Source organism: Methylobacterium bullatum (genome assembly GCF_014845095.1).
Taxonomy (GTDB): domain Bacteria; phylum Pseudomonadota; class Alphaproteobacteria; order Rhizobiales; family Beijerinckiaceae; genus Methylobacterium; species Methylobacterium bullatum.
Window position 1 is genome coordinate 1 of sequence record NZ_NKUG01000028.1, and the last position, 25315, is coordinate 25315.

Annotated in this window: 25 protein-coding genes, 1 tRNA gene and 1 pseudogene; 14 read left to right on the forward strand and 13 right to left on the reverse strand. The window is 68.4% G+C overall.

All coding sequences use genetic code 11. The features are described from left to right. On the forward strand, positions 1–286 hold a 286-nt coding region (locus MBTS_RS23635), incomplete at its 5' end, for an SHOCT domain-containing protein (RefSeq protein WP_238254124.1). After that, positions 283–714 (forward strand): superinfection immunity protein, encoded by a 432-nt coding sequence (locus MBTS_RS03700; RefSeq protein WP_210322644.1) that lies wholly within the window; start codon positions 283–285, stop codon positions 712–714. The genes MBTS_RS23635 and MBTS_RS03700, both read left to right, overlap by 4 nt. A gap of 165 nt (positions 715–879) precedes the next feature. Here the strand turns inward: MBTS_RS03700 and MBTS_RS03705 are convergent, their stop codons facing one another. The 10 genes from MBTS_RS03705 to MBTS_RS03750 form a co-directional block, all read right to left on the reverse strand. Further along, positions 880–1554 (reverse strand): glutathione S-transferase family protein, encoded by a 675-nt coding sequence (locus MBTS_RS03705; protein WP_147831159.1) that lies wholly within the window; start codon positions 1552–1554, stop codon positions 880–882. Between the two features lie 118 nt (positions 1555–1672). Beyond that, positions 1673–2443 carry a molybdopterin-dependent oxidoreductase gene (locus tag MBTS_RS03710; protein ID WP_192215100.1) on the reverse strand — a complete coding sequence of 257 codons (771 nt, stop codon included), beginning with the start codon at positions 2441–2443 and terminating at the stop codon, positions 1673–1675. Beyond that, the gene (locus MBTS_RS03715) at positions 2440–3084 is read right to left on the reverse strand and encodes a cytochrome b/b6 domain-containing protein (protein WP_192215101.1); all 645 of its coding nucleotides are present in this window, start codon (positions 3082–3084) and stop codon (positions 2440–2442) included. The genes MBTS_RS03710 and MBTS_RS03715 overlap by 4 nt, the downstream gene beginning before the upstream one ends. Before the next feature lie 60 nt (positions 3085–3144). Continuing rightward, on the reverse strand, positions 3145–3621 hold the full coding sequence (gene msrB / locus MBTS_RS03720; protein WP_056142529.1) for a peptide-methionine (R)-S-oxide reductase MsrB: 477 nt from the start codon (positions 3619–3621) through the stop codon (positions 3145–3147). A gap of 87 nt (positions 3622–3708) precedes the next feature. Beyond that, positions 3709–4422, reverse strand: coding sequence for an NrsF family protein (locus MBTS_RS03725; RefSeq protein WP_192215102.1), 714 nt, complete (start codon positions 4420–4422; stop codon positions 3709–3711). After that, positions 4415–5005: a sigma-70 family RNA polymerase sigma factor gene (locus tag MBTS_RS03730; RefSeq protein WP_056142526.1), complete on the reverse strand. Its 591-nt coding sequence runs from the start codon at positions 5003–5005 to the stop codon at positions 4415–4417. Before MBTS_RS03730 ends, MBTS_RS03725 begins: the two co-directional genes overlap by 8 nt. A gap of 103 nt (positions 5006–5108) precedes the next feature. After that, the gene (locus MBTS_RS03735; protein ID WP_056142311.1) at positions 5109–5351 is read right to left on the reverse strand and encodes a pentapeptide MXKDX repeat protein; all 243 of its coding nucleotides are present in this window, start codon (positions 5349–5351) and stop codon (positions 5109–5111) included. An 82-nt stretch (positions 5352–5433) separates the two neighbouring features. Further along, the gene (locus MBTS_RS03740; protein WP_192215103.1) at positions 5434–7455 is read right to left on the reverse strand and encodes a protein-disulfide reductase DsbD family protein; all 2022 of its coding nucleotides are present in this window, start codon (positions 7453–7455) and stop codon (positions 5434–5436) included. Positions 7456–7529: 74 nt separating this feature from the next. After that, positions 7530–8168, reverse strand: a complete 639-nt coding sequence (locus MBTS_RS03745) for an NrsF family protein (RefSeq protein ID WP_192215104.1) — start codon at positions 8166–8168, stop codon at positions 7530–7532. Positions 8169–8195: 27 nt separating this feature from the next. After that, entirely contained in the window at positions 8196–8891 is a 696-nt protein-coding gene (locus MBTS_RS03750; RefSeq protein ID WP_192215105.1) for a DUF1223 domain-containing protein, read from the reverse strand. A gap of 325 nt (positions 8892–9216) precedes the next feature. Between MBTS_RS03750 and MBTS_RS03755 the strand changes: the two genes are divergently transcribed. From MBTS_RS03755 to MBTS_RS03790, 8 genes and pseudogenes are all read left to right on the forward strand, one after another. Next, a complete protein-coding gene (locus tag MBTS_RS03755) occupies positions 9217–9783 on the forward strand; it encodes a fasciclin domain-containing protein (protein WP_147831175.1) in 567 nt (188 codons plus the stop codon). A 281-nt stretch (positions 9784–10064) separates the two neighbouring features. Then, a complete protein-coding gene (locus tag MBTS_RS03760; RefSeq protein WP_192215116.1) occupies positions 10065–11231 on the forward strand; it encodes a DUF3095 domain-containing protein in 1167 nt (388 codons plus the stop codon). Next, positions 11228–12973 carry a patatin-like phospholipase family protein gene (locus tag MBTS_RS03765; RefSeq protein ID WP_192215106.1) on the forward strand — a complete coding sequence of 582 codons (1746 nt, stop codon included), beginning with the start codon at positions 11228–11230 and terminating at the stop codon, positions 12971–12973. Before MBTS_RS03760 ends, MBTS_RS03765 begins: the two co-directional genes overlap by 4 nt. A gap of 116 nt (positions 12974–13089) precedes the next feature. Continuing rightward, on the forward strand, positions 13090–14379 hold the full coding sequence (locus MBTS_RS03770) for a nucleotide disphospho-sugar-binding domain-containing protein (RefSeq protein WP_192215107.1): 1290 nt from the start codon (positions 13090–13092) through the stop codon (positions 14377–14379). A 258-nt stretch (positions 14380–14637) separates the two neighbouring features. Then, the gene (locus MBTS_RS03775; protein ID WP_056453122.1) at positions 14638–14844 is read left to right on the forward strand and encodes a ferredoxin; all 207 of its coding nucleotides are present in this window, start codon (positions 14638–14640) and stop codon (positions 14842–14844) included. Continuing rightward, positions 14841–16160, forward strand: a complete 1320-nt coding sequence (locus MBTS_RS03780) for an NAD(P)/FAD-dependent oxidoreductase (RefSeq protein ID WP_147830785.1) — start codon at positions 14841–14843, stop codon at positions 16158–16160. The genes MBTS_RS03775 and MBTS_RS03780 overlap by 4 nt, the downstream gene beginning before the upstream one ends. Continuing rightward, positions 16153–17421 carry a cytochrome P450 gene (locus tag MBTS_RS03785; RefSeq protein WP_147830787.1) on the forward strand — a complete coding sequence of 423 codons (1269 nt, stop codon included), beginning with the start codon at positions 16153–16155 and terminating at the stop codon, positions 17419–17421. Before MBTS_RS03780 ends, MBTS_RS03785 begins: the two co-directional genes overlap by 8 nt. 151 nt (positions 17422–17572) lie before the next feature. Further along, positions 17573–18031: pseudogene (locus tag MBTS_RS03790) on the forward strand (IS66 family transposase); the annotation flags it as partial. 130 nt (positions 18032–18161) lie between these two features. On the opposite strand, the gene MBTS_RS03795 reads toward MBTS_RS03790, so the two are convergent. Both MBTS_RS03795 and tgt read right to left on the reverse strand, forming a co-directional pair. Continuing rightward, positions 18162–18237, reverse strand: a tRNA-Lys gene (locus MBTS_RS03795). Between the two features lie 86 nt (positions 18238–18323). After that, positions 18324–19502, reverse strand: a complete 1179-nt coding sequence (gene tgt, locus MBTS_RS03800) for a tRNA guanosine(34) transglycosylase Tgt (protein ID WP_018043987.1) — start codon at positions 19500–19502, stop codon at positions 18324–18326. Positions 19503–19785: 283 nt separating this feature from the next. On the opposite strand from tgt, the gene MBTS_RS03805 reads away from it, so the two are divergent. Beyond that, positions 19786–20580 (forward strand): bestrophin-like domain, encoded by a 795-nt coding sequence (locus MBTS_RS03805; RefSeq protein ID WP_056142283.1) that lies wholly within the window; start codon positions 19786–19788, stop codon positions 20578–20580. Positions 20581–20621: 41 nt separating this feature from the next. Here the strand turns inward: MBTS_RS03805 and queA are convergent, their stop codons facing one another. Next, on the reverse strand, positions 20622–21710 hold the full coding sequence (gene queA, locus MBTS_RS03810; RefSeq protein WP_056142280.1) for a tRNA preQ1(34) S-adenosylmethionine ribosyltransferase-isomerase QueA: 1089 nt from the start codon (positions 21708–21710) through the stop codon (positions 20622–20624). 272 nt (positions 21711–21982) lie between these two features. Here queA and MBTS_RS03815 point away from each other — a divergent pair, with 272 nt between their 5' ends. From MBTS_RS03815 to MBTS_RS03825, 3 genes are all read left to right on the forward strand, one after another. Further along, positions 21983–22249, forward strand: coding sequence for a hypothetical protein (locus MBTS_RS03815; RefSeq protein ID WP_051074403.1), 267 nt, complete (start codon positions 21983–21985; stop codon positions 22247–22249). Positions 22250–22384: 135 nt separating this feature from the next. Then, entirely contained in the window at positions 22385–23272 is an 888-nt protein-coding gene (locus tag MBTS_RS03820) for a cation diffusion facilitator family transporter (RefSeq protein WP_056142277.1), read from the forward strand. A gap of 177 nt (positions 23273–23449) precedes the next feature. Beyond that, positions 23450–25258 carry a calcium-binding protein gene (locus tag MBTS_RS03825; RefSeq protein ID WP_192215108.1) on the forward strand — a complete coding sequence of 603 codons (1809 nt, stop codon included), beginning with the start codon at positions 23450–23452 and terminating at the stop codon, positions 25256–25258. The last annotated feature ends 57 nt before the right edge of the window (positions 25259–25315 follow it).

A 25315-nucleotide genomic window follows, 5' to 3' on the forward strand; every position in this document is an offset into this window, starting at 1 on the left:
CGCTTTCGACCTCGCTGGGCCGCGTTGCTTCTGGAAGATCGATACCTACGACCGCTCCATGGTCGGGCATTCGACCAACCCGGCTGACCCTGCAGCCGGTGCCGTGCCCGCTTCAATTGGCGCTGCCCCCTCAGGCCCCGTGCCGGCTCAACCCCTCGCGCAGCCACAGCGTGACGTGATCGCCGAGATCGAGGGGCTGGCGCAGCTTCGCGCCAACGGTAGCCTGTCGGAAGCCGAGTTCGAAGTGATGAAGGCGCAGGCCCTGTCGCAGGCGCGCGGCGCGTGAACGACGACACAGCCTGGGTGTTGGTCGCGGTCACCGTTTGCATCGCGATCTACGGCCTGCCATCGATCATCGCCTTCCATCGGCGCCATCCCAACCGCTGGGTCATCCTGGCGGTCAACGGCCTGTTCGGTGGAACGCTCGTCGGGTGGGTCGTGGCGTTGGTCTGGGCGCTGCACGCGGTGCATCGGCCGGACATGCCGGACGCCTCGCAGGGCGGTGAGTCGGGGCTGAACCTGTTCGTCAACGACACCCGGCGGGTCGCCCTCGTGGCAGCCCCTCACAGGGATAGTGGCGGACACGAACGGCCCGCCCTTTCGCCGGCCGATGCAGTGCGGGAACTCGAACGCCTCGGCGATCTCCGCACCGCCGGTCACATCGATGACACTGAACACCGGATGCTCAAAGCCATGATCTTTCGAAAGATGTAGGGCGAATGGCTCTTATCGACCCAACATTGCCGAACAGGCCGATTTGCGACATTCCCGGAAGCGGACGTTCGCTGGTTGAACGTTCCGGAGTTTCCCTCGCGGCGGCGAGACGACAGAGACGGCGCGACGACCAGCTATGGGGGCGTTCCAGGGCGATGACGATCGTCAGGACTTGAGGTGTCGGAACATGTTGGCGCGGGCCTCGTCGTCCATTTCTGACTTGAAGGCGAAGCGGTCCTTGAGACCGACCGCACGCACCGCAGCCGGGCGAGCGGCGATCTCATCGTGGTGGCGCTTGAGGTGGGGCAACTCCGCCCAGGCCGTTTCGCCGAGAACGAAGGGGATCATTCGGGCCCATCCCCAGGCACTCATATCTGCGATGGTATACTCGTCGCCCACGAGATAGCGGCGCTGCGCGAGGTGTGCGTTTAGCACGTCGTAGTGACGGCGTGCCTCGAAGCTGTAACGCGCCTGGGCATAGGGCACCTGCTCCGGGGCGAAGTGCCGGAAATGGACCGCTTGGCCGGAGAACGGCCCGACGCCCGTCGCGACGAACATCAGCCAGGACAGGAGCGGAGCTCGGTCGCTACCCAAGGGCGGCAGGAATCGTCCGGTCTTCTCGGCGAGGTAGAGAAGTATAGCATTGCTGTCGAAGATCACGTCCGCGTCGTCGACGAGGACCGGCACCTTGCCGTTCGGATTGAGGGCCAGGAAATCAGGCGCGAACTGGTCACCCTTGCGGGTGTCGATCGGGATGGGCTCGTAGGGCAGTCCGAGCTCCTCCAGCAGCAGCGCGACCTTCGTCGGGTTCGGAGAGCCATTGAAAAAGAATTTCAGCATTTCAAAACCTCATGCCGTTCCGGGAGCCAGTGGCCGCCAAACCGCTCGGCAACACCCGTTTAGCTGCGGTCCACATGTCATCGATCGATGGATGTCGGGCGATTCACGTTCAGACTCACTACAGCCCGGAAAACCAGTTGTAGCCCTGATCTTCCCAGTAACCGCCCGGATAATCGTTCGTCACCGTAATCGCCATGATGTGCTTCGGGTTCTTGAACCCGAGCTTCGTCGGGATGCGCAGCTTCACTGGGAAGCCGTATTTCGGTGGCAGGGGCGCGCCGGCGTAGTCGAGCGCCAGGATCGTCTGGGGGTGAAGCGCGCTCGGCATGTCGATGCTTGTCCAGTAGTCGTCGCCGCAGGCGAAGCGGACGTAACGTGCGGTCGTGTCGGCCCCGATCCGTTCGAGGAAGGTGCGGAACGGGACCCCAGACCATTGCCCGATGGCGCTCCAGCCCTCCACGCAGACGTGGCGGGTGATCTGCGCTTCCTGCGGTAGGGTCCTCAGCCTGTCGAGCGTCCACGGCGCCTTGTCGGAGACGAGACCGGCGAGTTCGAGCTTCCAGGTCGAACCGTCGATCACCCGGATCTTGCTCGCCGGATAATAGGCGTTGAAGGGAAAGTCCGGGGTGATGTCCGCGACATCGAAGGTCGGGGCAAGACGCGTGCTTCCGAATAGGGCGCCCTGAACGCGATCGTTCAGCCGCGAGATGCCACCGAGGATGCTCTCCACCTGCGGGTTGTCCGAGAGGTCGCACCCGCCGAGTGCGAGGCTTCCCGCCGCGACGAGGCCGCCGCGGAGGAACAGGCGTCGGTCGGCCCGAATAAGGTGAGTCTCGGGAATCGTGATATCCGGACGTGGACGGCGGAGAAGGCGATCGAAGGGCTTCATGGCTTCACCACGTGGTTGCGGCCGAGATGGGGCTCACGGCCGATGATCATCGTCGGAAGGGTCTTCGGAACCAGGAGCACCAGGGCGAGGTGCACCGCCACGAAGCCAGCGATGCCGGTCATGGCGAGGAAATGGACGATCCGGGCCGTGTCGTAGCCGCCCAGCAGCGCTGTCAGTGGCGCGAACTGGACCGGCTTCCAGATCGCGAGTCCGGAGAGCACGATGACGATGCCAATGAGCAGGACAGCAACGTAGAGGAGGCGCTGAACGGCGTTGTAGACGCCCGGGTCGTGGGGGAGCCGGAACTTCAGGGCCGCGACGAAATCATGCGCGATCTCGCGCGGCCGCAGGGGCGTGAGGCGCCGGCGCAGGTGGCCCGAGGCGAGACCATAGGTCAGGTAGACGAGGCCGTTGGCGACGAGGAGCCACATTCCCGCGAAGTGCCATTGCAGGGCCCCGCCGAGCCAGCCGCCCAGGGTGATGGCCTTCGGGAACGCCCAGTCGCCGAAGATCGGTGAAGCGTTGTAGATGCGCCATCCGCTGGTGATCATGATCAGCATGGCCAGAGCGTTCACCCAATGGGTGATCCGGACGACGAGGGGGTGGATCGGGCGCTCGGCCCGTGGCGAAGGGGGATGCATCGGGACCGTCCTGAAGGGTTGCTGGCTTGCGGAGCGTTGGACCCGAAAAGCGGGATCGTTTCAGGCGGGCTCGAAGCGCAGCGCGATGCCGTTCATGCAGTAGCGCTGCCCCGTGGGCTTCGGTCCGTCGTCGAAGACGTGGCCGAGATGGCCGCCGCAGCGGCGGCAATGCACCTCCGTCCGGCTCATCCCCAGGCTGGAATCCGTCGTCGTGCCCACGGCCTCCACGAGGGGGGCGGTGAAGCTCGGCCAGCCGGTTCCGCTTTCAAACTTCGCGCTGGAGGCGAAGAGCGGCTGGTCGCAACCGGCGCAGACGAAACGACCGGCGCGCTTCTCGGCGTTGAGCGGGCTCGAGCCGGCGCGTTCGGTACCGTGCTGGCGCAGAACCGCGTAGCCGGCGGACCCGAGCTGGGCCCGCCAGGCGGCCTCGCTCTTCACGACGGCGAAGGTTCCGGCCAGGGCCCCTCCGGCGGCGCGAAGGAATGTCAGGATGCCGAGCGCCGAGACGCCGGCCGTGAGTATCTGTCTGCGGTCCATGATGCCGAGCTCCATGATGGCGAGTTCCTTGATGGCGAGTTCCTTGCCGAGGCCCTGGACTGTCATTCGCCTTGTGGATCGAGCAGGTTACAGGTCGGCCTCGCGGTGCCGGCCTCGCGACCCTGCGGTCCTGTCGAGAAGGCGCCCGCCGAAAAGACCGTTCAGGCCGACGACGACGAGGACGGCGACGAGGTGAACCAACAGGTCCGTCGCGGTGGCGTCGTGCGGATGAAGCGGAACCAGCAAGGCCGCGGCCGCTGCGGCTGCGGCGAGTCCCCCGAGGGCCGCCGTAAGATTGGGGCGTAACGGACAGGCCCGCCGCAGCATCAGCACCAGCAGGACGGACAGCGGCAGCGAGACCCCCATCAGGAACACGAAGCAGCCTCGCATCTCCTCCGGCTCGGCGAGGTTGGCGGCCGGCGCGAGCCAACCGCGAAGGCAGCCGAGCCCACTGGCGCCGAGCCAGAGAACGAGCGGGGGAAGCGGGAGCCATGACCAGGCCGCGCTTCGGCCGGGCACGCTGCTCTGGAAGGCGGCAAGGGCGGCCGCGATAGCCGTGAGGATCGCGCCGACGGCCGCCCAGTGCAGGTCCGACACGGCGAGGCGCGCCCGCAATCCCGAAAGGTCGGACATCGGCACGAGGAGGAGCCCCACCGTGAGCACCGCACCGGACCAGATGAGGGTCCGGCGCCCCGGGCTCGGGAGCCGGCGGACCGGCGTGAGCGATTGAGCCAGATCCTCGACGAGGTCGTGGGTGGACGGGACTTGAGTGGATCGGTCATGGGTGGCCGGATCAGGCATCCGTGCCCTCCTTACGGGATGAGAGAGAGACGCGGAGGGCCTTCAGACCGCGATGGAAGTTGACCTTGAGCGCACCCTTGGTCCGCCCTGTGAGCGTTGATGTCTCGTCGAGGGACAATTCGCGTAGGGCGATGTGCTCGATCGCCTCCCGCTGTCCTTCGGGGAGATGCGCGACGGCCGTAGCGAGGATCGCTGCGCGCTCGCGACGCTCCAGGTCGTCACCCGGCATGGGACCGGCGTCGGCACGCGCCTCATAGGCGAGCGGCTCATGCACTTCCTTCGGACGACGCCCCTTGCGGCGCAACGCGTCGACCGCCCGCCGCTGTGTAATGGCGCGCAACCACGGCAGGAACGGGCGGGCTGGATCGTAGGTCGCCCGTGCCTGATGGAGGGTAAGCAGGGTGTCCTGCACAACGTCGTCGAGAGCTGCGCCCTGAACCCCCTTGGCCCGTGCCATCGCGGAGATCACCGGCACGCAATCGCGCAGGAGCGCCCGGTAAGCGGCGGCATCGCCGACCTGCGCCGCCTGCATCGCGGCGGACAGGGACGCCTCGCCGGACAATGCCGCTGATTGAACAGGCATGGGAGCAGGGATTCCGGACGCTGCGGGGAGAGCCGGCGAGAAACCCGGCATGAGGAACGGGCGGCCCGGAAGGCCGACCCGCGCCGTCCGCATGAGGCCGAACTTACTTCTTCATGGAGTCCTTGGCCATGCTGTCTTTCGCCATCGAGTCCTTGGCCATGCTGTCCTTGGCCATGGAATCCTTGCTCATCCCGTCCTTCTTCATGCCGTCCTTGGCCATGGAGTCTTTCGCCATGCTGTCCTTGGCCATGCTGTCCTTGGCCATGGAATCGACGGCATAAGCCGGGGCCCCGGAGACGGCGGTGGCGAGGACGAGAGCAGCGGCGACGCGGAAGAGAATGCTCATGTGAGGTTATCCTTCTGGGATGTACCGAACATCTTGGCGGTACTGAACTGTGTTTCGGCGGGGCGCCGACGACGGTTACAGGTCAGGGCAAAAATTCCGTCGTTGTCTTGTTTGCGTTCTCGCGCTCCGCCCGCACGATGGCAGCCCGCATCGTTGCCGGCGTCAGCAATTCCGGCAGGGCTTCTCCGCGCGGCAGACCGGGCCCGTAGACGGCCACGAGCGGAATCCCGAAACGTCCGAAGCGGCGCAGGAAGGCGAGGATGGCTGGGTCGGCCTGCGTCCAGTCCGCCCGCATCGCGACCGTGTCGGGCGCCGACAGGCGCGCACGGTTCTCCGCGCGATCGAGGGTGGTGACATCGTTGAGCCGGCAGGTCAGGCACCAGGACGCCGTCACGTCCACGACGACGACCTTGCCCTCCGCCACCAGGGCCGGGATCGCCTCGGGGGCGAAGGCGCGCCAGGGTCCACCCTCCGTCCGAGCCACCGGGGAGGGTCCGAAGCCGGACGGCCACACCGTGACGGGGACGAGCGCGAGGACGAGGGCCGCCGTGACCAGGCTTCGGCGACGATCGGGAACGCGCGGCGGTCGGCTCAGGGCGAGCCAGCCGAGGAGAAGGATCAGGATACCCGCCAACCCCATCGCCCGAGGAATGCCGGCCAATTCGGCGAAGACCGTCATGAGCCACGCGGCCGTTCCGAGGAGAAGCAGGCCGAACCCGCTCCGAAGCCGGATCATCCAAAAGCCCGGTCGCGGCAGCAGGCGCGTCCAACCCGGTTTTAGCGCGAGGAGCGCGAAGGGGAGCGCCATCCCGAGGCCGAGCGTCGTGAAGACCAGCAGGATGTCGACATGTCCCCGGGTCAGCGCGAAGCCCACCGCGCTTCCGACGAACGGGGCCGAGCAGGGCGTGGCCAGCAGGGTGGCGAAGGCGCCGGTGAGGAAGGCCTCCGACAGGCGGCCGGACCCGCGCAGCGATCCAAGCGCGGCGACCGGACGGGGTAGCCCGATGGTGACCCATTCGAACAGGCTCGCGGCGAACAGCACCGTGAGCAGGGCCATGCCGGCGAGAAACCACGGCGCCTGGAACTGGATGCCCCAGCCGATACTGGCGCCCGAGGCCTTCAGGACGATCAGAACCAGGGCGATGGCGAGGAAGGACGCGACGATGCCCGCCGCCGTGGCGAGGAGTTCGGCCCGGACGCCTCGCCGATCCGCTCCGGCTGCCCGCGTCAACGCGAAGACCTTCAGGGACAGGACCGGCAGGACGCAAGGCATCGCATTGAGGACGAGGCCTCCGATCAGGGCCGTCGCCAAGATGGCGAGCCACCCACCCCAGCCGATGCCATCCATGGGCGAAACCGTGAATTCGGCGCTGCGCAGGCCATCGACCAGGGTGACGCGGAGATCGGTATCCGCGACGTCCGGCGACAGATTCAGGGTGAGCCGGGCCGTGTGCCCACCGTCGGACAGGGCAACCGCCGGAGGGGTGGTCACGGCCCCCTTCGGACCCTCGACGAACACGTCCGGCGCCATGAAGGCGCTGCCTTCGCTGGTCACCCGCAGGACCAGGCGCCGATCGTCCGGCGGTCCCTCGCGGGCCTGCCCGACGACGGCGAAACCCGCAGCCTCCGGGGGGCCAGGGATGCGCGCGTGCGCGGCATCGATCAATCCCGCCTCCGCCGAGGGCCGATCCGTTCCCGCGGGTAGCGCGAGGTCGAGGGTCGCACGATAGGGCACGCAGACCTCGCCGCAGACCGCGTGCACGAGGCGCAGGTGAAGGTGCGCGGCCCCGTCGCCGCGCCGTGCGAACCGGAGGGGCAGGACGGTCCCAGATTCGTACACGAACGTCTGGAGGTCGCCGACGGAGAGGCGGCGCGGCGCGGGCCAGGCGATGGAGTTGAGCACGACCCCCTCCGATCCGCTCCCGTCGAAGGTCGGGGCGAGGCCGGCATCGCCCGGGCTACGCCATGCCCCGTGCCAGCCGTCACCGAACCGAAACTCGAGGGCCGCCTCGACGGGCGATCCACGGCTCGCGGCGTCCGTGGCCGTCACGAGCCGCACCGCCGCCCTATCGTCGCCGATCCACGCGGTGGACGCCGCACGCACCGGGAAAGCTCCGAGAAGGAAGAGGGCGAGGCACGCGAGCAGCCTTCGCCGAACGGGGTCGCGCAGGACCATCGTCAGGCGCTCGCGCGGAGCAGGCGCCGGCCGAAACCGGCACCGGCCCCCGAGAGCAGCGCCACCGCGAGCGCGTGCAGGGCGAGATCGTTCAGTGCCATGGCGAAGGGGTGGAACAGGCCGAGGATCGACGCTGCGGCGGAGGCCGCAGCGAGACCCGCGAGGCCGCCGCTCAGGGATGGATGGAGGGCATAGCCGCCTTTCAGGATCGCGGCGAGGAGCAGCGCGAAGGGAACGCCGAGCCCCAGGATGAATCCGACGTAGGCGCAGGCTTCCGACAGGGAGATCGGCGCTCCATGCTCCGCGCCTGAGACACTCGCCCCGATCCAGAGCGCAAGGCTCGTCGCGGGCAGAATGGCCCAGCGCGGATCACGGTCGGGCAGTGTCGCGAGGATCGCGGCGGCCGCCGCCGTGACGGCGGTGGCGATCGATCCGATGGCCGCCAGAACGAGGTCCAGGTCTGCGGCGTGGCGCGAAAGCGCGCCCCGCAGGTCGGCGACCGCCGCGAGGCCGGCGCCCGGGAAGGCGACGACGAGGAGCCAGCCGAGCACGCGCCGGAGCGGTGAGCCCAGAGGCCGTACCGGGACGAGCCCTCCGGCCAGCCTGTCGATCAAGCGCGTATGCGGCGAGCCGGCGGGCATTGGCGCCTCGTCCCGAAAGGCCATCGCTTAAGCGCCCGGCACAAGGCGTGCGGCTCCGAGGATGCGGCCGTCCGATTGCTGGACGATCACGGCAGCATCCTGCCCGGCCGGCAGCGCCTCGCTGAACTCCAGTGGCTCGCCCGACCAAGTGCCGAGGGTGCGCAGCGAGCGCACGACGTTGGCCTGCACGAGGGTGCGTCCGCTGTTCTCGCCCCGTGCCACGGGGGTGCGTAGGGACCGGTCGAAGCCGACGAGGAACACCTTGGCGCTACCCTTACCGGCCCCAACCGTCACGGCAAAGCGGCCGTTCCGGCGCACGATCGCGATCTCGGTTTCGGCGCCCATCTCGGCCCGGGCTGCCGCGACCGCCGAGGTAGCCTCCGTGCGGCGCGAACCCACAACGCTCCTGCGTCCGTCGATCACGAGCTGCGGCGTGAAGTTTCCCTCGCCGAGAAGCCCCGCATAGGTCGCCTGCCGCTCGGTCGCGCCCTCAAAGGACGCGGTGTCCTTCCAGCCGAGATCGTCCCAGTAAGTGACGTGGAATCCCAGCGCCAAGAGGTCGTCGCGGCCAGCGAGCTCGCCGAGCAGCGCTTCCGCCGGCGGGCAGGACGAGCACCCTTGCGACGTGAACAGTTCCACCACCACTGGCCGGGCCAGCGCAGGGCCGGACACGAGCAGGACCGGTCCCAGCGCGAGGAGTAGAGGAATGAGGCGGGACGACATGGCGTGCTCCGGGACGATGCGGGATACAAGTCATTCGTCGGAGGCGAAGCCTGGTTACAGGCCTTTTATGACGAGGGAAATCTTAGACCCATCGTCCGTCCACTTCCCCAAGTCACGCTTTGTGTCTCATCGCTCCTCGGCCGCGACGAGCCTCGCTCACGGCAGGGACATCACTTCGAAGAACAAGAAACTTTCCCTCTTCAAGGCGGCCAGGATGAAATCATTCTCCCCAGCAAGGCTTGCCTGAAACTTCTCCGTACCTCCGGCCGTAACGATCGACGACCCCGCACGACGGGGCCGACAATCGGAGTTACGCATGACACGCATGTTCAAGGTCGCAAGCCTCACCGTCGCCATGGCACTCACCGGCGCCGGCGCATTCGGCACGGCGGCCCAGGCGGCGGAAGAGAAGACGGTGATGGTCGGTGGCGCGCCGATGTACCCGTCGAAGACCATCGTCGAGAACGCGGTCAACTCGAAGGACCACACCACCCTCGTCGCCGCGGTCAAGGCCGCCGGTCTCGTCGAGACGCTCTCGGGCAAGGGTCCGTTCACGGTGTTCGCGCCCACGAACGCCGCCTTCGCCAAGCTGCCGGCCGGCACGGTCGATACGCTGGTGAAGCCCGAGAACAAGGCGACGCTCACCAAGATCCTGACCTACCACGTGGTGGCCGGCACCATGACGGCGGCCGATCTCCAGAAGGCGATCAAGGCCGGCGGTGGCAAGGCCATGCTGAAGACGGTCGAGGGTGGCAGCCTCACCGCCGAGGAGAAGGGCGGCAAGATCGAACTCGTCGATGGCAAGGGCGGCATGTCGACCGTCACGATCGCCGACGTGATGCAGTCGAACGGCGTCATCCACGTGGTCGATACCGTCCTGATGCCGAAGTAAATTTCGCGTTTCACCGCCTTTCGAGGCTGTCCGGATCTCGTCCGGGCAGCTTTTTTGTGTCGATTGCGTGAATTCCAGTAATGCGGAACGAGGTGCTCCGACCGAAAGATTCATGGTGGCCGCGTAACCGAGTCGGGTAACGTGGCGAAACCCAATGGCGGCCGCTCGCCAAAAATCTTGCCCCGCGGAAGATGTCGAAGGCGAAAGGATGCTCGGCGATGCCTGCGCGCCACGCCCTAACGGACGTCGAAGCCGGGCCGGGCTCGCCTACATGCCCGCAGATGGGTCAGGCCGAGGCGAGCGTGTCGGTTCCTTTTCGCTACGCCGACGTGCCACGTTTCACACGATTTTCCGACGTCCTCGACGAAACCCGTTACGTCCCGGTGCCGGACACATGGTGGATCGCCCTGTGCGACGTGGTGATGTCGACCCGGGCCATCGAGGATGGGCGCTATCGATCGGTCAACATCGCCGGCGCCGCCCTGATCACGGCCGTGAAGAACGCCCTTCCTGGCGCCGACCTGCCGTTCGTCTTCGGCGGTGACGGTGCGACCCTTCTCGTCCCACCCGAACATCGCGCCACGGTCGAGGCGGTGCTGGCCGAGACGGTGACGTGGGTGCGCGAGGCCCTCGGGCTCGATCTGCGGGCCGCGCTGATCCCGGTCGCGGCGGTGCGCGAGGCTGGCCGGGACCTCCGTGTCGCGCGCTACGCGGCCTCCGCCCATGTCGACTACGCGATGTTCTCGGGCGGCGGCCTCGCCTACGCGGATGCCGCGATGAAGCGCGGGCTCCACGCGATCCCGGCGGCTCCGGCCGGTGCGAAGCCTGATCTCACCGGCCTGTCCTGCCGGTTCGAGGCCGTGCCCGCGCGGGATGGGCTGGTCCTGTCCCTGATCGTCGTGCCCGGAGAGGGCGCGGATCGAGAAGCCCTCCTTGCCACCCTCGGCGCCATCCTGGCCGAGGTCGATGCGAGCCCCGGCATGGGGCGCCCTCTGCCGGAATCGGGACCACCGATGCGACCGCCCTGGTCAGGCCTCGTCGCTGACGCGCGGGCGGAAGGGACGCTGGCGGGCTCGGGGCTCCTGCGCGGGGCAGCGATGTTCGTGACGCGCGGCGCCGCCTTCGCGCTGTTCAGTCTCGGCCTGCCGTTCGGACGCTTCTCGCCACGTCGCTATCGACGGCGGCTCGCCGCCAATGCCGATTTCCGGAAATACGACGACGGGCTCCGCCTCACCGTGGCCTGTCCCGTCGCCACGGCGGATCGGATCGAGACCCGTCTCGCCCTCGCGCAAGAGGCGGGGTTGGTGCGCTACGGCGTCCACCGACAGGATGCCGCCGTCGTGACCTGTGTCAGCCCCTCGGTCCTGCACGACGACCACGTCCATTTCGTCGATGGTGCCGATGGCGGTTACGCGCGGGCGGCCGCCATGCTCAAGCGACGGCCATGACGGGACCGGAGATTCCGTTCCTCGGCGGATTGGACGTCGAGGCCGTTGCCGCGGTGCGCGCGCGCATGGTCCCGGTCTCGGTGGCCGGAGGCAGCACGCTGTTCGCGCAGGGCGAGGCCGGGGATGCTCTCTACACCTTGGTCTCCGGTGCCATCGGGATTTCCGCCGATGCCACCATGGGCTCGCCACGCCGGATCGCTCGCCTGCGTCCGCCCGAAAGTTTCGGCGAGATGGCGCTGCTGTCGCCGGCCCCTCGATCGGCGACGGCCACGGCCCTTCGCGATTCGTGTCTGCTGCGGCTGACGCGGGCGGATTTCGAGGAGGTGGTCGAGCACCATCCCCGGATGCTGCTCTATTTCGCCCGGCTGCTCGCCGAGCGCATGCGCGCGACGCAGATGGGCGAGGCGGTTCGCCACGCATCGCGCAGCGTCGCCGTGCTCGCCGTCACCGAGGGGCTCGATGCGGCCGCCTTCGGGCAGGCCCTGGCCAGCGCCTTTGACGACACCATGACCGGGACCACGGGATGCCTCACCTGCTGGCCGGATGGGGCCGACGAGGCATGGTTCCACGACTACGAAAACCGTCACGCCCGCACGATCTTCGTGGCCCACGAGGTCGGCTGTCCGTGGTGCCGCCTGTGCCTGCGCCACGCGGACCATGTCCTGCTGCTGGCCGAGCCCGGCCGGCCACCGCGACCCGGGGCCGCCGCCTGGCTCGGGAGCCTCAGATCGGACTGGATCCGGATGGATCTCGCCGTCCCGCAGACGGCAGACGCAATCCTGCCCCGTGCCCTTCACCCGGACGTCGCCGCGTTGCCTGCGGCTCTCCGCATTCCGGTGCGGGCAGGCAACGCGGACGATCTCCGCCGGCTCGCGCGTCTCGCGAGCGGCACGGCGCGCGGCCTCGTCCTCGGCGGCGGCGGTGCGCGCGGGCTCGCCCATCTCGGCGTGCTGCAGGCCCTGGACGAGGCCGGCTGCGCTCCCGACTTCGTCGGCGGCACCAGCATGGGGGCCGTCGTCGCCGCGAGCCTCGCCATGGGGTGGAGCATCGAGCGGATCCGCGCGCGGACCCTCGACTTCTTCGTCGGGCACAATCCCCTCAACGACTACACGCTGCCCTATCACGCGCTGACCCGCGGGGCGAAGGTCGATGCGGGCTTGGCCGCATGGTTCGGCGGCGCGCGGATCGAGGATCTCTGGCTCCCTTTCCTGTGCGTCTCCTCGAACCTGACGACGGGCTCGGCGATGGTCCATCGCTCCGGCGACCTGCCGGGGGCGTTGCGCGCCAGCATCGCGATTCCGGGCCTGCTCCCGCCGGTCTGCACCGAGGAGGGTGTGCTGGTGGACGGTGGGATGATGAACAACCTGCCGGCCGACGTGATGGCCGGCCTGGAGCGGGGGCCGGTGCTCGCCATCGATGTCGGCAGCGACCGCGCCTTCGGCGACATGCCGGCGCGCTCCTGGCGCGGCCGCATGATCCGGCGGATGCTCGGTGTCCCCGATGCCATGCCGGGCATCGCGCCCCTGCTGTTGCGGGCGGCGACGGTCTCGGGGGACGCGCAATCGATGATGGCGGTGGGCCACGCCGCCGCCCTGCTCAAGCCGCCCCTCGCCGGCATCGACCTGCGGGCCTGGTCGAGCTTCGAGGCGATCGCCGAGATCGGCTACCGGCACACCAGGGAGGCGATCGCAGAGGGCCGGCTGCGGGCATGGACGGAGGGCGTCGGCCTGCGGCGGACATGAGCGCCGCTGGGAAGAACGGTGCGCAGGCGCACGCGCCCGGAGGCTCGGCATGTAACCCTTGGGTGCGCCGCAGCGATTGCCTTGCATCGCAACCGACGCATCGAGGACGTACCGCCATGAAGGTACTGATCGCCGCCACGGCCCTCACAGGGCACATTACCCCGCTCCTCGCCGCCGGCCGGCTTCTCGCCGCACGCGGGGACAGCGTCGTCATGACCACCGCAGAGGAGTTTCGCGATAAGATCGAGTCCGCTGGCCTGCGCTTCGCCCCCATCGACGACGGCCATGCCGCGGAATACCGCGAGACCGGCCTGCCCGCAGGGCCCGAGCGCTACCGGCGCGAGTTCGCGCGGCGCTTCATCGACCCGATCCCAGTCCAGTTCGAGGCCCTGAGCCGGCTCGTCGAGGCGGAGCGGCCTGACGTGATCGTCGCCGGAAGCCTGTTCCTCGGCGTGCTGCCCCTGCTGCTCGGCTCCCGGCCGCGTCCGCCCATCGTCGTCCTGAACGTCAGCTTCCTGTTCCTCGACAGGCCCGACGACGCACCGGTCGGCCTCGGTTTGCCGCCGGCCCGAACGGAAACGGAGCGCGCCCATTACGCCTTACTGAAGGCCGGCATGGACGCCGCCTTCGTCGATCCCGTGCGTGCCTATGCGGATGCGCAACTGGCTCGGCTCGGCCTGCCGCCCCTGCCGGCATCGCTTCCGCATTCCATCGCCATTCTCCCGGACCTGTTCCTCCAGCCGACCGTCCCCGAGTTCGAGTACGATTACGGGACGCTGCCGCCCAATCTTCGCTTCACCGGCCTGCTGCCGGTTCCCCCGACACATGCGCCGCTTCCGGATTGGTGGCGTGCCCGCGACGTGACCAAGCGTGTCGTCCTGGTCACCCAAGGGACCCTGGCCAACGCGGATTTCGGCGAACTGATCGAGCCGACCTTGGCGGCCCTGGCGGATCGCGACGACCTTCTCGTGGTCGCGACCACCGGCGGTCGCCCGGTCGAAGCCCTGAGCGGGCCTCTGCCCGGCAATGCCCGGGTCGCGCCGTTCCTTCCGTTCGACGCGATGCTTCCGGACATCAGCCTCCTCGTCACGAACGGAGGATACGGCAGCGTCTCGCAGGCGCTCGCGGCCGGGGTGCCCCTCGTCTCGGCGGGGCTGACCGAGGACAAGGCGGAGATCGGCGCGCGCATCGGCTGGTCGGGCGCTGGCTTCAACCTCGCGACCAATAATCCGACGGCCCGCGCACTCCGCGAGGCGATCGATACGGTGCTCGGGCAACCCCACTTCCGGGCGCGGGCCGCGTCCCTCGCGCGGGCCTTCGCGGGACTGGATTCGGGTCGGGCCGTTCTCGCCGGGATCGACGACGTAGTTCGGGGCGGGCCGATCGTCCGGGGGATCGCCGCATGACCGCGATATCGATTTCCGGCCGCCCCCGGACCGCATCGGTCCAAGATCGCCCGCACGATGCCAGGGCACGAACGCCCCGGATGATCGCGTTCGCCGCCACCCTCGTGCTCGCCGCGACGACCGGCCTGCCCATGAGATCCGTCGCCAACCTGATGCCGCAGGCGGACGACCGCGACGATCCGTTCCTCGGCATCTGACGAGTAGCGAGGCATCGCCATGACCCATCCCACCGAGACCGCTTCGAGCACGACGACTCCACTGCGCGTCGTGGTCGATCTCAACCGATGCCAGGGCTACGCGCAATGCTGCTACGCGGCGCCCGGCGCCTTCGAGGTCCGGGGACACGAGATCCTGTTCTACGACCCCGCGCCACCCCGCGCCCGACGAGGCGAGATCGAGCGGGCGGTGCAGGCCTGCCCCGTCCGCGCCATCAGCCTGCAGGCCGATGACGGAGAGACGCCGTGAGTGCCGCCGCAGATGCCGGCATCGTCGTCGTCGGCGCGTCGCTGGCCGGCCTTCGCGGGGCGGAGGCCCTGCGCCGAAACGGCTATGCGGGTCGGCTCACCCTCATCGGCGACGAGCCGCATCGCCCCTACGACCGGCCGCCGCTGTCGAAGCACGTCCTGTCCGGCGAATTGGCGCCAGACGCGACGGAACTGCCACTGCTCGTCGCCCTCGACGCAGATTGGCGATTGGGCCACGCGGCAGTCGGTCTCGATCGCGTCGCGCGGACCATCCGCCTCGCGGACGGGGCGGTGCTCGCCTACGACAGGCTGCTCATCACCACGGGCGCCCAGGCGCGCCCCTGGCCGGCCGCGTCGAGCGGCGCCCTCGCCAATATCTTCACCCTGCGCGGCCGGGACGATGCCGCGCACTTGCGGGCAGCGTTGGCCCGGGGCCCGCGCCGTGTCCTCATCGTCGGTGCCGGCCTGATCGGCTGCGAGGCGGCCTCCTGCTGCCGCGATCTCGGCCTGCCCGTCACCCTGCTCGATCCCAATCCGACGCCGCTCGCCCGATCCCTCGGCACCTGGATCGGCGGCGTGATCGCAGAATGCCTGAAGGATTCCGGCGTTGCGTTTCATCCGAGCGCACGGGTGCTCCGCTTCGAGGGCGATGCGTCAGGACGCGTGGTTCGCGCCGATCTCGCGGACGGGCGTACCATCGAGGCCGACCTCGTCATCGTGGCGCTCGGCGCGACCCGGGCCACGGACTGGCTGCGTGATGCGGGCCTGATGGCGGATGCCGGCGGGGTGACCTGCGACGGCGCCTGCCGCGTCCTCGCCGCCGATGGCACGACCTGCCCCGACATCTACGCCGCCGGCGACGTGGCACGCTGGCCGAACCCGCTCTATGGCGGCCGGCTGGTCTCGGTGGAGCATTGGGGCAATGCCGTCGCGCAGGGCGCGCATGCGGCGCGCAACATGGTGGCGCCGGCCGAAGACCAGCATGGCTACGACCATCTCCCGGCGTTCTGGTCGAGCCAGTTCGGGATCAACATCAAGGCCGTGGGCCTGAGCGAGGGCGCGGATTCGGTGGCGATCGTACAGGGTTCGCGCGCATCGCGACGCTTCCTCGCCGTCTACGGCCGTGCCGGCCGCAGCATCGCCGCCGTGTCGTTCGACCAGGCCCGCTGGCTCCCGGCCTATGCCGAGGCGATCATGGCCGGCAGCCCCTACCCACCGATCCGCGATGCCAGCGACCAGGGCCGGTTCGCCACCAGGGAGCCCGGCTTCCCGCCACCGCGCGCCGCTTCCCACGCCGACGAGGCCCGTCATGTCTGAAGACACGCTGTTTTCCGAGGTGCTGAACCCGGCCAATCGCGCGGATCCCTATCCGATCTATGCGCGGCTGCGCGAGAACCCGGTCTCGCCTCAGCGCGACGGCATCGTCGTGGTGAGCACGCATGCAGCGATCCGCAGCCTGATCTTCGATCCGCGCCTCAGCTCCGAGGATCTGCCTCCGTCCCACCGCCCCCGCACCGGCAATCCCCTGAAGGACTGGCTCCTCAATCCGATCAAGGACCGCATCGCCACCGCGCACCGCCCGCTGATCTTCCGCGATCCGCCCGATCACGACACCCTGCGCAGCGTCGTCATGCGGGAATTCACGGTGGCGCGGGTGCTGGCGCTGAAGCAGCGCGTCGTCCGCGACGTGGACGCGCTGATCGATGCCTGCCGGGGACGCGACGAAGTCTGCCTCGTGGAGGACCTGTCCTATCCGCTGCCCGTCGCGGTGATCTGCGACATGCTGGGCGTACCCGAGGTGGACGAACCGCAATTCCAGCGCTGGGCGACGCAACTCGCCACCGCCCTGGAGCCCGATGCCCGCCATGACGAGGCCAGCCGCCACAAAACGGTCGCCGCTTTCGATGCGATCTCCGGCTACATGCGCGCCTTGATCCGCGAGAAGCGCCGGCGGCCGGGGCCCGACATGCTCAGTGCTCTCGCCAATCCGATCACCACCAAGCCCGGCCCCGGCGGCAAGGCCGCGATGGGCGATTTCGACCTCATCTCGACGGCGATCCTGCTGCTGGTGGCGGGCCATGAGACGACGGTGAACCTGATCACCAACGGTATGCTCACCTTGCTGCGCCACCCCCATGAACTGGACCGGCTGCGCGCCGATCCCGAGCGCGCGCCGCGTGTCATCGAGGAGCTGCTCCGCTACGAGCCGCCCGTGCACTTTAGGACCCGCAAGGCGCTGGGTACCATCGAGATCGCGGGGCACACCATCCGCAAGGGCGCGCCGGTCATCCTGCTCTTCGCCGCGGCGAACCGCGACCCCGCCCGTTTCGCCGATCCGGACCGCTTCGATCCGGATCGGGAGGACGTCCAGCATTTCGGTTTCGGCGGCGGTCTGCACTATTGTATGGGGGCGCCGCTCGCCCGTATCGAGGCCGAGATCGCCCTGGTGGCCCTCAGCCGCCGACTGATCGCGCCGCGATTACTGTCCGATCCGCCGCCCTACCGGCCAGGCGCCTCACTACGTGGTCCCGAGAGGCTCGGCATCGGGATCAACGGAATTGCCGCTCGTTCAACATAGAAAATTCGGCCGAAACCAAATTTTTCATCGTCTGCTTCTTCAAATAATCTACCGGAAGCAGACCGTTGCAAAACCACCCAACCAGGACATTGCCATCGCTGAAAACAGTCGGTCGGTCTGGCCTCTCTGATCACCCGATACACCTGCATACGAGATCGCCGGACAGCCACCCGATCGACGACACCGACAGCGCCAGGACCGATCCCGGCCGCGCGCCGATGCCTTGAGAACCTGGGCCGAGGCGATCCTGCCCCAGCTCTGCGGCCCCTCGGACCTGGCCAAGGCGTTCCACTACATGCTGAGCCGCTGGCGGGCGCTGCCCCGAGTGTTCGACGACGGGCGTATCGGGCTCGACAACAACCCGGCCGAGCGGGCGCTGAGCGGCGTCGCGGTCGGGCGCAAGAACTACCTCTTCGCTGGCACGGATCGGGGCGCCGAGCGGGCGGCCGCCTTTTACACCCTGATCGAAACGGCCAAGCTGAACGGCCTCGACACCGAAGCCTACCTGCGGGACGTCCTCACCCGCATCGCCGAATATCCGGCCCGACGCCTCGGCGACCTGCTGCCGTGGAATTGGGGCCCGTTTACGGCCCTCGATCAGGCCGCCTGACCCAATAGTCTTCCCACCGAGCGCTTACACTACAACGCAAGCGGGGAAATGACTGCAACACCCTGGTAGCTATGTGGTTGCTAGCCTTTTTTCGAAGGCTAGCAACCGGCAGCTAAATCGTTGTGATTGTTGGTGAGCGCGCTGGGACTCGAACCCAGGACCTACAGATTAAAAGTCCGTTGCTCTACCAGCTGAGCTACGCGCTCGCTTGCTCAGAAGGGCCTGGCTCGATGACGATCGGGCCGGCTGTCGTGAGAAGCGTGGCTCGCAATAGGGGGTTGGGTCGAAGGGGTCAACCGGCCAGATTCGCGCTGGCGCGCTCGGCCTCTGCGCGAGCCCAGGCCTCGCGAGTCTCGCCGGCGAAATCCGCAAGGCGGCCCGCCGCGATCGCCCCCCGCATTCCGGACATCAGATCCTGGTAATAGGACAGATTGTTCCAAGTGAGCAGCATCATGCCCAGGATCTCGTCGGTGCGCACGAGATGGTGGAGGTAGGCGCGGGAATAGTCGCGCGCCGCCGGACAGGCGGAGGTCTCGTCGAGGGGGCGGGTATCCTCGGCGAACCGGGCATTGCGCAGGTTGATCCGTCCAAAGCGGGTATAGGCGAGGCCGTGGCGGCCGGCGCGGGTCGGCATCACGCAGTCGAACATGTCGATGCCGCGTGCCACCGATCGCATGAGATCGTCGGGCGTGCCGACGCCCATGAGATAGCGCGGCTTGTCCCTGGGCAGATGCGGCTCCACCGTCTCGATCATCGCCAGCATCACCGCCTGTGGCTCGCCCACGGCGAGGCCACCGATGGCGTAGCCCTTGAGGTCGAGATCGACGAGGCCCCTGGCGCTCTCGACGCGCAGGTCCGCCAAGTCGCCGCCCTGGACGATGCCGAACATCGCCTTGCCCGGCTGCTCGCCGAACTGAAGCCGGCAGCGCTCGGCCCAGCGCAGGGACAATCGCATCGCGCTCTCGATGGCCGGCCGCTCGGCGGGGAGCCGCACGCATTCATCGAGCTGCATCTGGATGTCGGAGCCGAGGAGCCCCTGGATCTCGATGCTGCGCTCCGGGCTCATGTGGTGGGCCGAGCCGTCCACATGCGAGCGGAAAGTGACGCCCTGCTCGTCGAGTTTCCTCAAGGCGGAGAGAGACATCACCTGGAAACCGCCGGAATCGGTGAGGATCGGGTGCGGCCAGTTCATGAAATGGTGGAGGCCGCCGAGTCGCTCCATGCGCTCGGGGCCGGGACGCAGCATCAGGTGGTAGGTGTTGCCGAGCACCACGTCGGCGCCGAGGTCGCGAACCTGGCCCGGATACATCGCCTTGACGGTGGCCGCCGTCCCCACCGGCATGAAGGCCGGTGTACGGATCGTCCCGCGCGGCATCGAGATCGCCCCGGTGCGGGCCTGCCCGTCGGTGGCGTCGACGCGGAATGTGAAATGCTCGGAAGCGTTGCTGCGAAGGGAGGGAGTCTCGGACATGGGCATGGTGTTTAGAGCATCGGCCGGAAAAGTGGATGCCGGTTCTCCGCAAAAGCCGATGCGGGAGGACGTGCGCTCGTGACCGGAAGTATCGGCGCCAGACGGGTCGCCCCGTGCCGGGGCGGTGGTCGTCGATCCGGGCACTGGCCCACAGCACATTCAAGGAGTATCGGAGATCCGCCAACCACCCGGACATTCCGACTAGGTTTCCTCAAAACGAGGACTCCTCCAGAAGAGGGCTCTTCCGCGCGGCCGGCTCACCATATGATCGCGAGGTCTATCGATGCTCCTAGGACTCTGGCTCGATCAGCCGATCTGGCTGATGATCGTCATTCTCGCCTCACTATTTGCGACAGTCTCGATTGTCCTGGTCGTCCTGACGAACGTCCCCTACACCCGGACCCATCTGCTCAACAACGTCGGCGGCATCGTCGCGTCGTTCTTCAGCTCGATCGGAATTCTCCTCGCCCTGCTGACCGGTTTCGTGGCGAACGATGCCTGGGAGCGGCAGGGCAAGGCGTCGCGCATCGTTCAGACGGAGCGGGCCAACCTGATCGCCGCCTATGATCTCAGCGAGGCCACGGTCTCGGACATGTCCGACATTCAGAAGGCGCTGCTCGCCTATGCGGATGCGGTCATCGCCGACGAGTTCCCCAAGATGGGAACGAAGACGCCCTATTCCAGCGAGGCGGGGGCGGCGCTCAGCAGGCTCATGAAGATGGTGGCCGACCCGGTTCAGACCAGCGCATCCGGTGTCGTCGCTCATACCGCCCTGATGACCACGGTCATGAACCTGCGGGAGGCGCGCGGCGAGCGGCTGGCCCTGAGCGCGAGCGAGAGCGACGATTCGAAGTGGATGACGTTGCTGTTTCTCTGCACTCTGACGCTGATCTCAATCGGCATCGTCCACGTCGACAAGCCGCGCGCTCAGGTCATCACGCTCGTCATCTTCTCCACGGCGATGGTCGGGACGCTGTCGGTCATCGCGCTCCACGAGCGCCCCTTCGACGGCCCTTTCGCCCTCGGTCCCGCGGCCTTCGAGCGCGCCAAGAGCATGATGACGACCCATATGGAATGACCCTCCGATCGATGGGGGAGGCGGGGCGCCGCCAGGGACGTTCACTTGGATGGTGCGGGAAACAGCAGGCTCGAATCCCCATACGAGTAGAACCGATAGCCGCCCTCGACGGCATGCGCATAGGCCGCCCGCATCGTCTCCAAGCCCGAGAAGGCAGAGACCAGCATGAACAGGGTCGAGCGCGGCAGGTGGAAGTTGGTCATCAGCGCGTCCACGGCACGGATTCGGGTGCCCGGCGTGATGAAGATGTCGGTGGGGCCGGCAAAGGCGCGAAGCCGGCCGTCTCCGTCCGCCGCGCTTTCGAGAAGGCGCAGGGCCGTGGTCCCGACCGCGACGATGCGACCGCCCGCGGCGCGCATGGCATTGAGCGCCTCGGCCGTCGCCTGATCGAGGAGGCCGATCTCGGCATGCATGCGGTGGTCGTCGGTGTCATCGGCCTTGACGGGGAGGAAGGTGCCCGCACCCACATGCAGGGTCACGCTGTGACGCGCGATCCCGGCGGCGTCGATGCGGGCGAGGAGGTCGTCGGTAAAGTGCAGGCCCGCGGTGGGGGCGGCCACGGCTCCGGCCTCGCGGGCGTACACCGTCTGGTAATCCACCGTGTCCCGCGCGTCGGTGCTACGCTTGCCCGCGATGTAGGGCGGCAGCGGCAGCTCGCCGACAAGCGCGATGGCCTCGTCTAGGGCAGGGCCGGAGAGCTCGAAGCGCAGCACGATCTCGCCCCCCGCCCCCTTCTCCGCGATGGTGGCGTCGAGGAGGCCGAGGGTGCAGGCGTCGCCTTCGCCATCCCGTCCGAAGCGGACCCTGTCGCCGACGGCGAGGCGCTTGCCCGGCCGGGCGAAGGCGCGCCAGCATTCGGGTGCTTCGCGTAGGTGGAGCATCGCCTCCATGCGAAGGCCCGGCGAACCGGGGCGATGGCGGATGCCGCGAAGCCGGGCCGGGATCACGCGAGTGTCGTTGAAGACGAGGGCATCGCCCGGTCTCAGCAGATCGGCGAGGTCGCGCACGGCGCGGTCCTCCAGCGCCTCGCCGGGACGGACCACGAGCAGTCGCCCGGCATCGCGAGGCTGCGGCGGCCTGAGGGCGATGCTCGCTTCGGGCAGATCGAAATCGAAGAGGTCGACGCGCATCGCGCGCCAACAGCACGGTTCCTGGCCCGGGATCAATGGCCGATGACAGCCTTCCAGCCCGATGACGGTGCGAAGGAATGTTGTGGCGCAGGCGGAAGCCGCAGGACGGAGAGGGGCCAACAATGCGTGGCCTGCATGGCTCGTGCTTCTTTGCGTGCCAACAACCTTCACACGCGCCGCATTGTTACAGATCTACGTTGAAAACAACCTTGACCACCCCGAGGCAAATCGGCGTGGTCTCCAAGCAATCTTGCTCCAATGCGGTTCGTTTGATGATTGAAAACCTCAAGAATGGCGCGACCAACATCAAGGTTCCGCGCCGTCGGGTCACGTTGGACTCGCAGTTGATGTCCTATTGGGAGCGCGAAGCCCGGCGTCTCGACGTGATGGCGGCCAATGCCCGCTGGGGGTGGATGGCCCGGACTTATGCGCGCAAGGCCGAGCGGGCACGAGCCCAGGGCGCACGCAGCGCCGCGCGCGAAGCGGAGCGTCGGGCGGGTGCGGCGCCCGGTCCGCAGGAGGGTGAGCCCCAGACATAGCCACGACTAAACCCTTCACCGGTGGGTTCAACCTTTGCCGTGGCCTTCCCGGCGGGGATGATCGTATGGGCGGGGCCGCCTAGCGCCACGCCCTGCTCCTTTACCCGGCGGGCCCGTCACGGATCGGCACCGGAAATGGACCGCACCCAGAAAGCCGCCCTCGCGAGCGCCGGAATCGGCGCTTTCGTGATGGCGCTCAAATTCGCCGCCTATTGGCTCACCGGCAGTCTCGCGCTCTATTCCGACGCGCTGGAGAGCATCATCAACGTGGCGGCGGCGGCCTTCGCCTTCATTGCCTTGCGTGTGGCCGCTGCGCCCGCCGACGACGACCACCAGTTCGGGCACCACAAGGCCGAGTACTTTTCGGCCGTGATCGAGGGCGCCCTCATCATCGTGGCGGCGATCCTCATCCTGCGTGAATCCTATTACGGTCTCCTCGCCCCGAAGCCCCTCGATGCGCCGATTCTGGGCCTGGCCGTCAGCGCGATTGGCACGGCCATCAACGGCGCCTGGGCCGTCGCGCTTCTGAGTCGCGGCAGGGCGTGGCGGTCGCCCGCCCTGGTCGCCGATGCGCGTCATGTGATGTCGGACGTGGTCACTTCGGGCGGGGTCCTGATCGGCGTCGCCCTGGTGGCCGTCACCGGAACCCTGATCCTCGACCCGCTCATCGCCGGCCTCGTCGCCCTGAACATCCTGTGGTCGGGCTGGACCATGGTGCGCGATTCCGTGAGCGGCCTCCTCGACAAGGCGGCGCCCGCCGAGATGGTGACCCAGATCCGCACGTTGATCTCGGATCACGGGGAGGGCGCCCTGGAGGCGCACGACGTGCGCACGCGCCATGCAGGGCAGGCGACCTTCATCGACTTCCACCTCGTGGTGCCCGGCGAGATGACCGTGAAGGACTCGCACGACATCTGCGACCGTCTGGAAAGTGCCATCGAGAGCGCCATCGAGGGGGCCGTCGTCGTCATCCACGTGGAGCCGGCCGAGCATGCCAAGGGACGCGGCGTGCCGGTGGTGTAGGGGGCGAGCCCCCCGGAATCCGGCAGGAATCCAGGGGGCGAGCCCCCCGGAATCCGGCAGGAATCCACCGCCACGCGCACCGTCGTTCGAGCGTCATCCGACCCCCCTAATGTCCGCCACGCCCGGTGATTTGACGTCCGCCCGACCGCGGACGCGTCCGGCCGAGGATGAGACCGCATGACCGCCCATTCCGTCGCGACCGGCACCACGCAGACGGGCCGTATCACCCTGGCCGGCGCGGACACCCTGCAGGTGGACGGAACCCTTTCTGTCTCCGCAAACGCTCAGTCCGTGCGCTTCACCTCCGCCCCCGACGGCGCCGAGATCCACAATGACGGCCTGATCGAGAACACCACCGACGGCGGCCGGGCGATCCGCTTCGAGAGCGGAATCGGCGCGACCCTGACCGCGACGATCGACAATGGCGGCACCATCCGCTCCGACGACGACGCCGTGCAGATCCAGTCCGGCACCGTCGCCGCCGGCACGCTCACGATCGTCACGGAAGCCGACTCCACCATCGTCTCCGCCGAAGGCCAGGCCCTCGACCTCGCCGCGACCACGGGCGAATTCCTCGCCGAGATCGACAATGCGGGATCGCTGCTGGCGCTGGCAGCCGACGGCGTGAAGATCGGCGCGACCCTCGATCTCGTCAACAGCGGCACCATCCAGGGCGGCTCCGCCACCGGCTACGTTCAGGGCGCCGACGGCATCCAGTTCGAGGACGGGGCGAGCGGGACGATCCGCAACACGGCCGGCGGCGCCATCCTCGGCGACCGCCACGGAATCAATATGGGCGAGGACAGCCTCGTCACGGTGACGAACGAGGCCGGAGCCCGCATCCTCGGCGGCAACGGCTCCGGCATCGGCTCCGACGGCACCGCGACCGTGATCAATCACGGGATCATCACGGGCTCCTTTGCCGATGCGGCCAATTCCGACGTCAACGGCGCGACGCCCGGTGCCGAGGATGGCGGCGGCCCGGACGGCATCAACGATGGCGACGGCGACGGGATCGACATCGATTTCCGTGCGACGATCGAGAACCACGGAACCATTCGCGGCCTCGGTGCCGGCGGCACGGGCTCCGACGGCCTGCCCAACACGGCGGAGGGCATCGCGGCGGGCGGCGGCGACATCGTCAACCTCGCCGGCGCGCGGATCTACGGCGCCGGCCTCGGCATCCTGATCGACGACTCGTCGCAGGGGGACGCGCCCTTCGTGACGAGCATCGACAATGCGGGGCTCATCCAGGGCGGCTCGGGCATCGCGATCAGAATCGTCAGCGCGCTCGACGACGTGGTCGTCAATGCGGGCCGCATCCTCGGCGGGGGCGGCACCGCGATCCAGTTCGGCTCCGGCGACAACACCCTGGCCATCGAGACGGGCTCGGCCATCCGCGGCCTGAGCCTGGGCGGCGACGGCACCGACACCCTCGACTATTCGGAGTTCGGCGCGTCGGCGCGCGCGCTGTTCGAGAGCGGCCGGGCCACGGGCACCGGCGGCGTCTCCGGCTTCGAGATCGTGAAAGGCTCGGCCTTCGCCGATTCCATGAGGGGCGATGCCGGGGCCAACCAGTTCCTCGGCGGCGCGGGCGACGACCGCCTGTTCGGCGGCGATGGTGACGATATCCTGACCGGCGGCACGGGGACGGATGTCCTGCGCGGCGATGCCGGGGCCGACGCCTTCGTGTTCGATGTCGTGCCGCCGGCCGGCGAAAAGGACCGGATCGTCGATTTCAGCCACGGCGAGGACAGGCTCGTCCTCGATGCGGGCGTCTTCACGGCCCTGACCGCTGGCCAGCTGACGGACGAGGCCTTCGCCCTCGGCGCCGCGACCACGGAAGACCACCGCATCGTCTACGACGCGGCCAAGGGCCATCTCTACTACGACGCGGACGGCTCCGGCGGCGCCCAGGATGCCATCCTGCTGGCGACCCTCCTCGACAAGCCGGCGCTCACCGCCTCGGACGTGCTGGTGGTCTGACACGGGCAGCGGGCGCGGGGTTCGAGGAATCTTCCCCAAAGCGGGCCTTGGCCACAG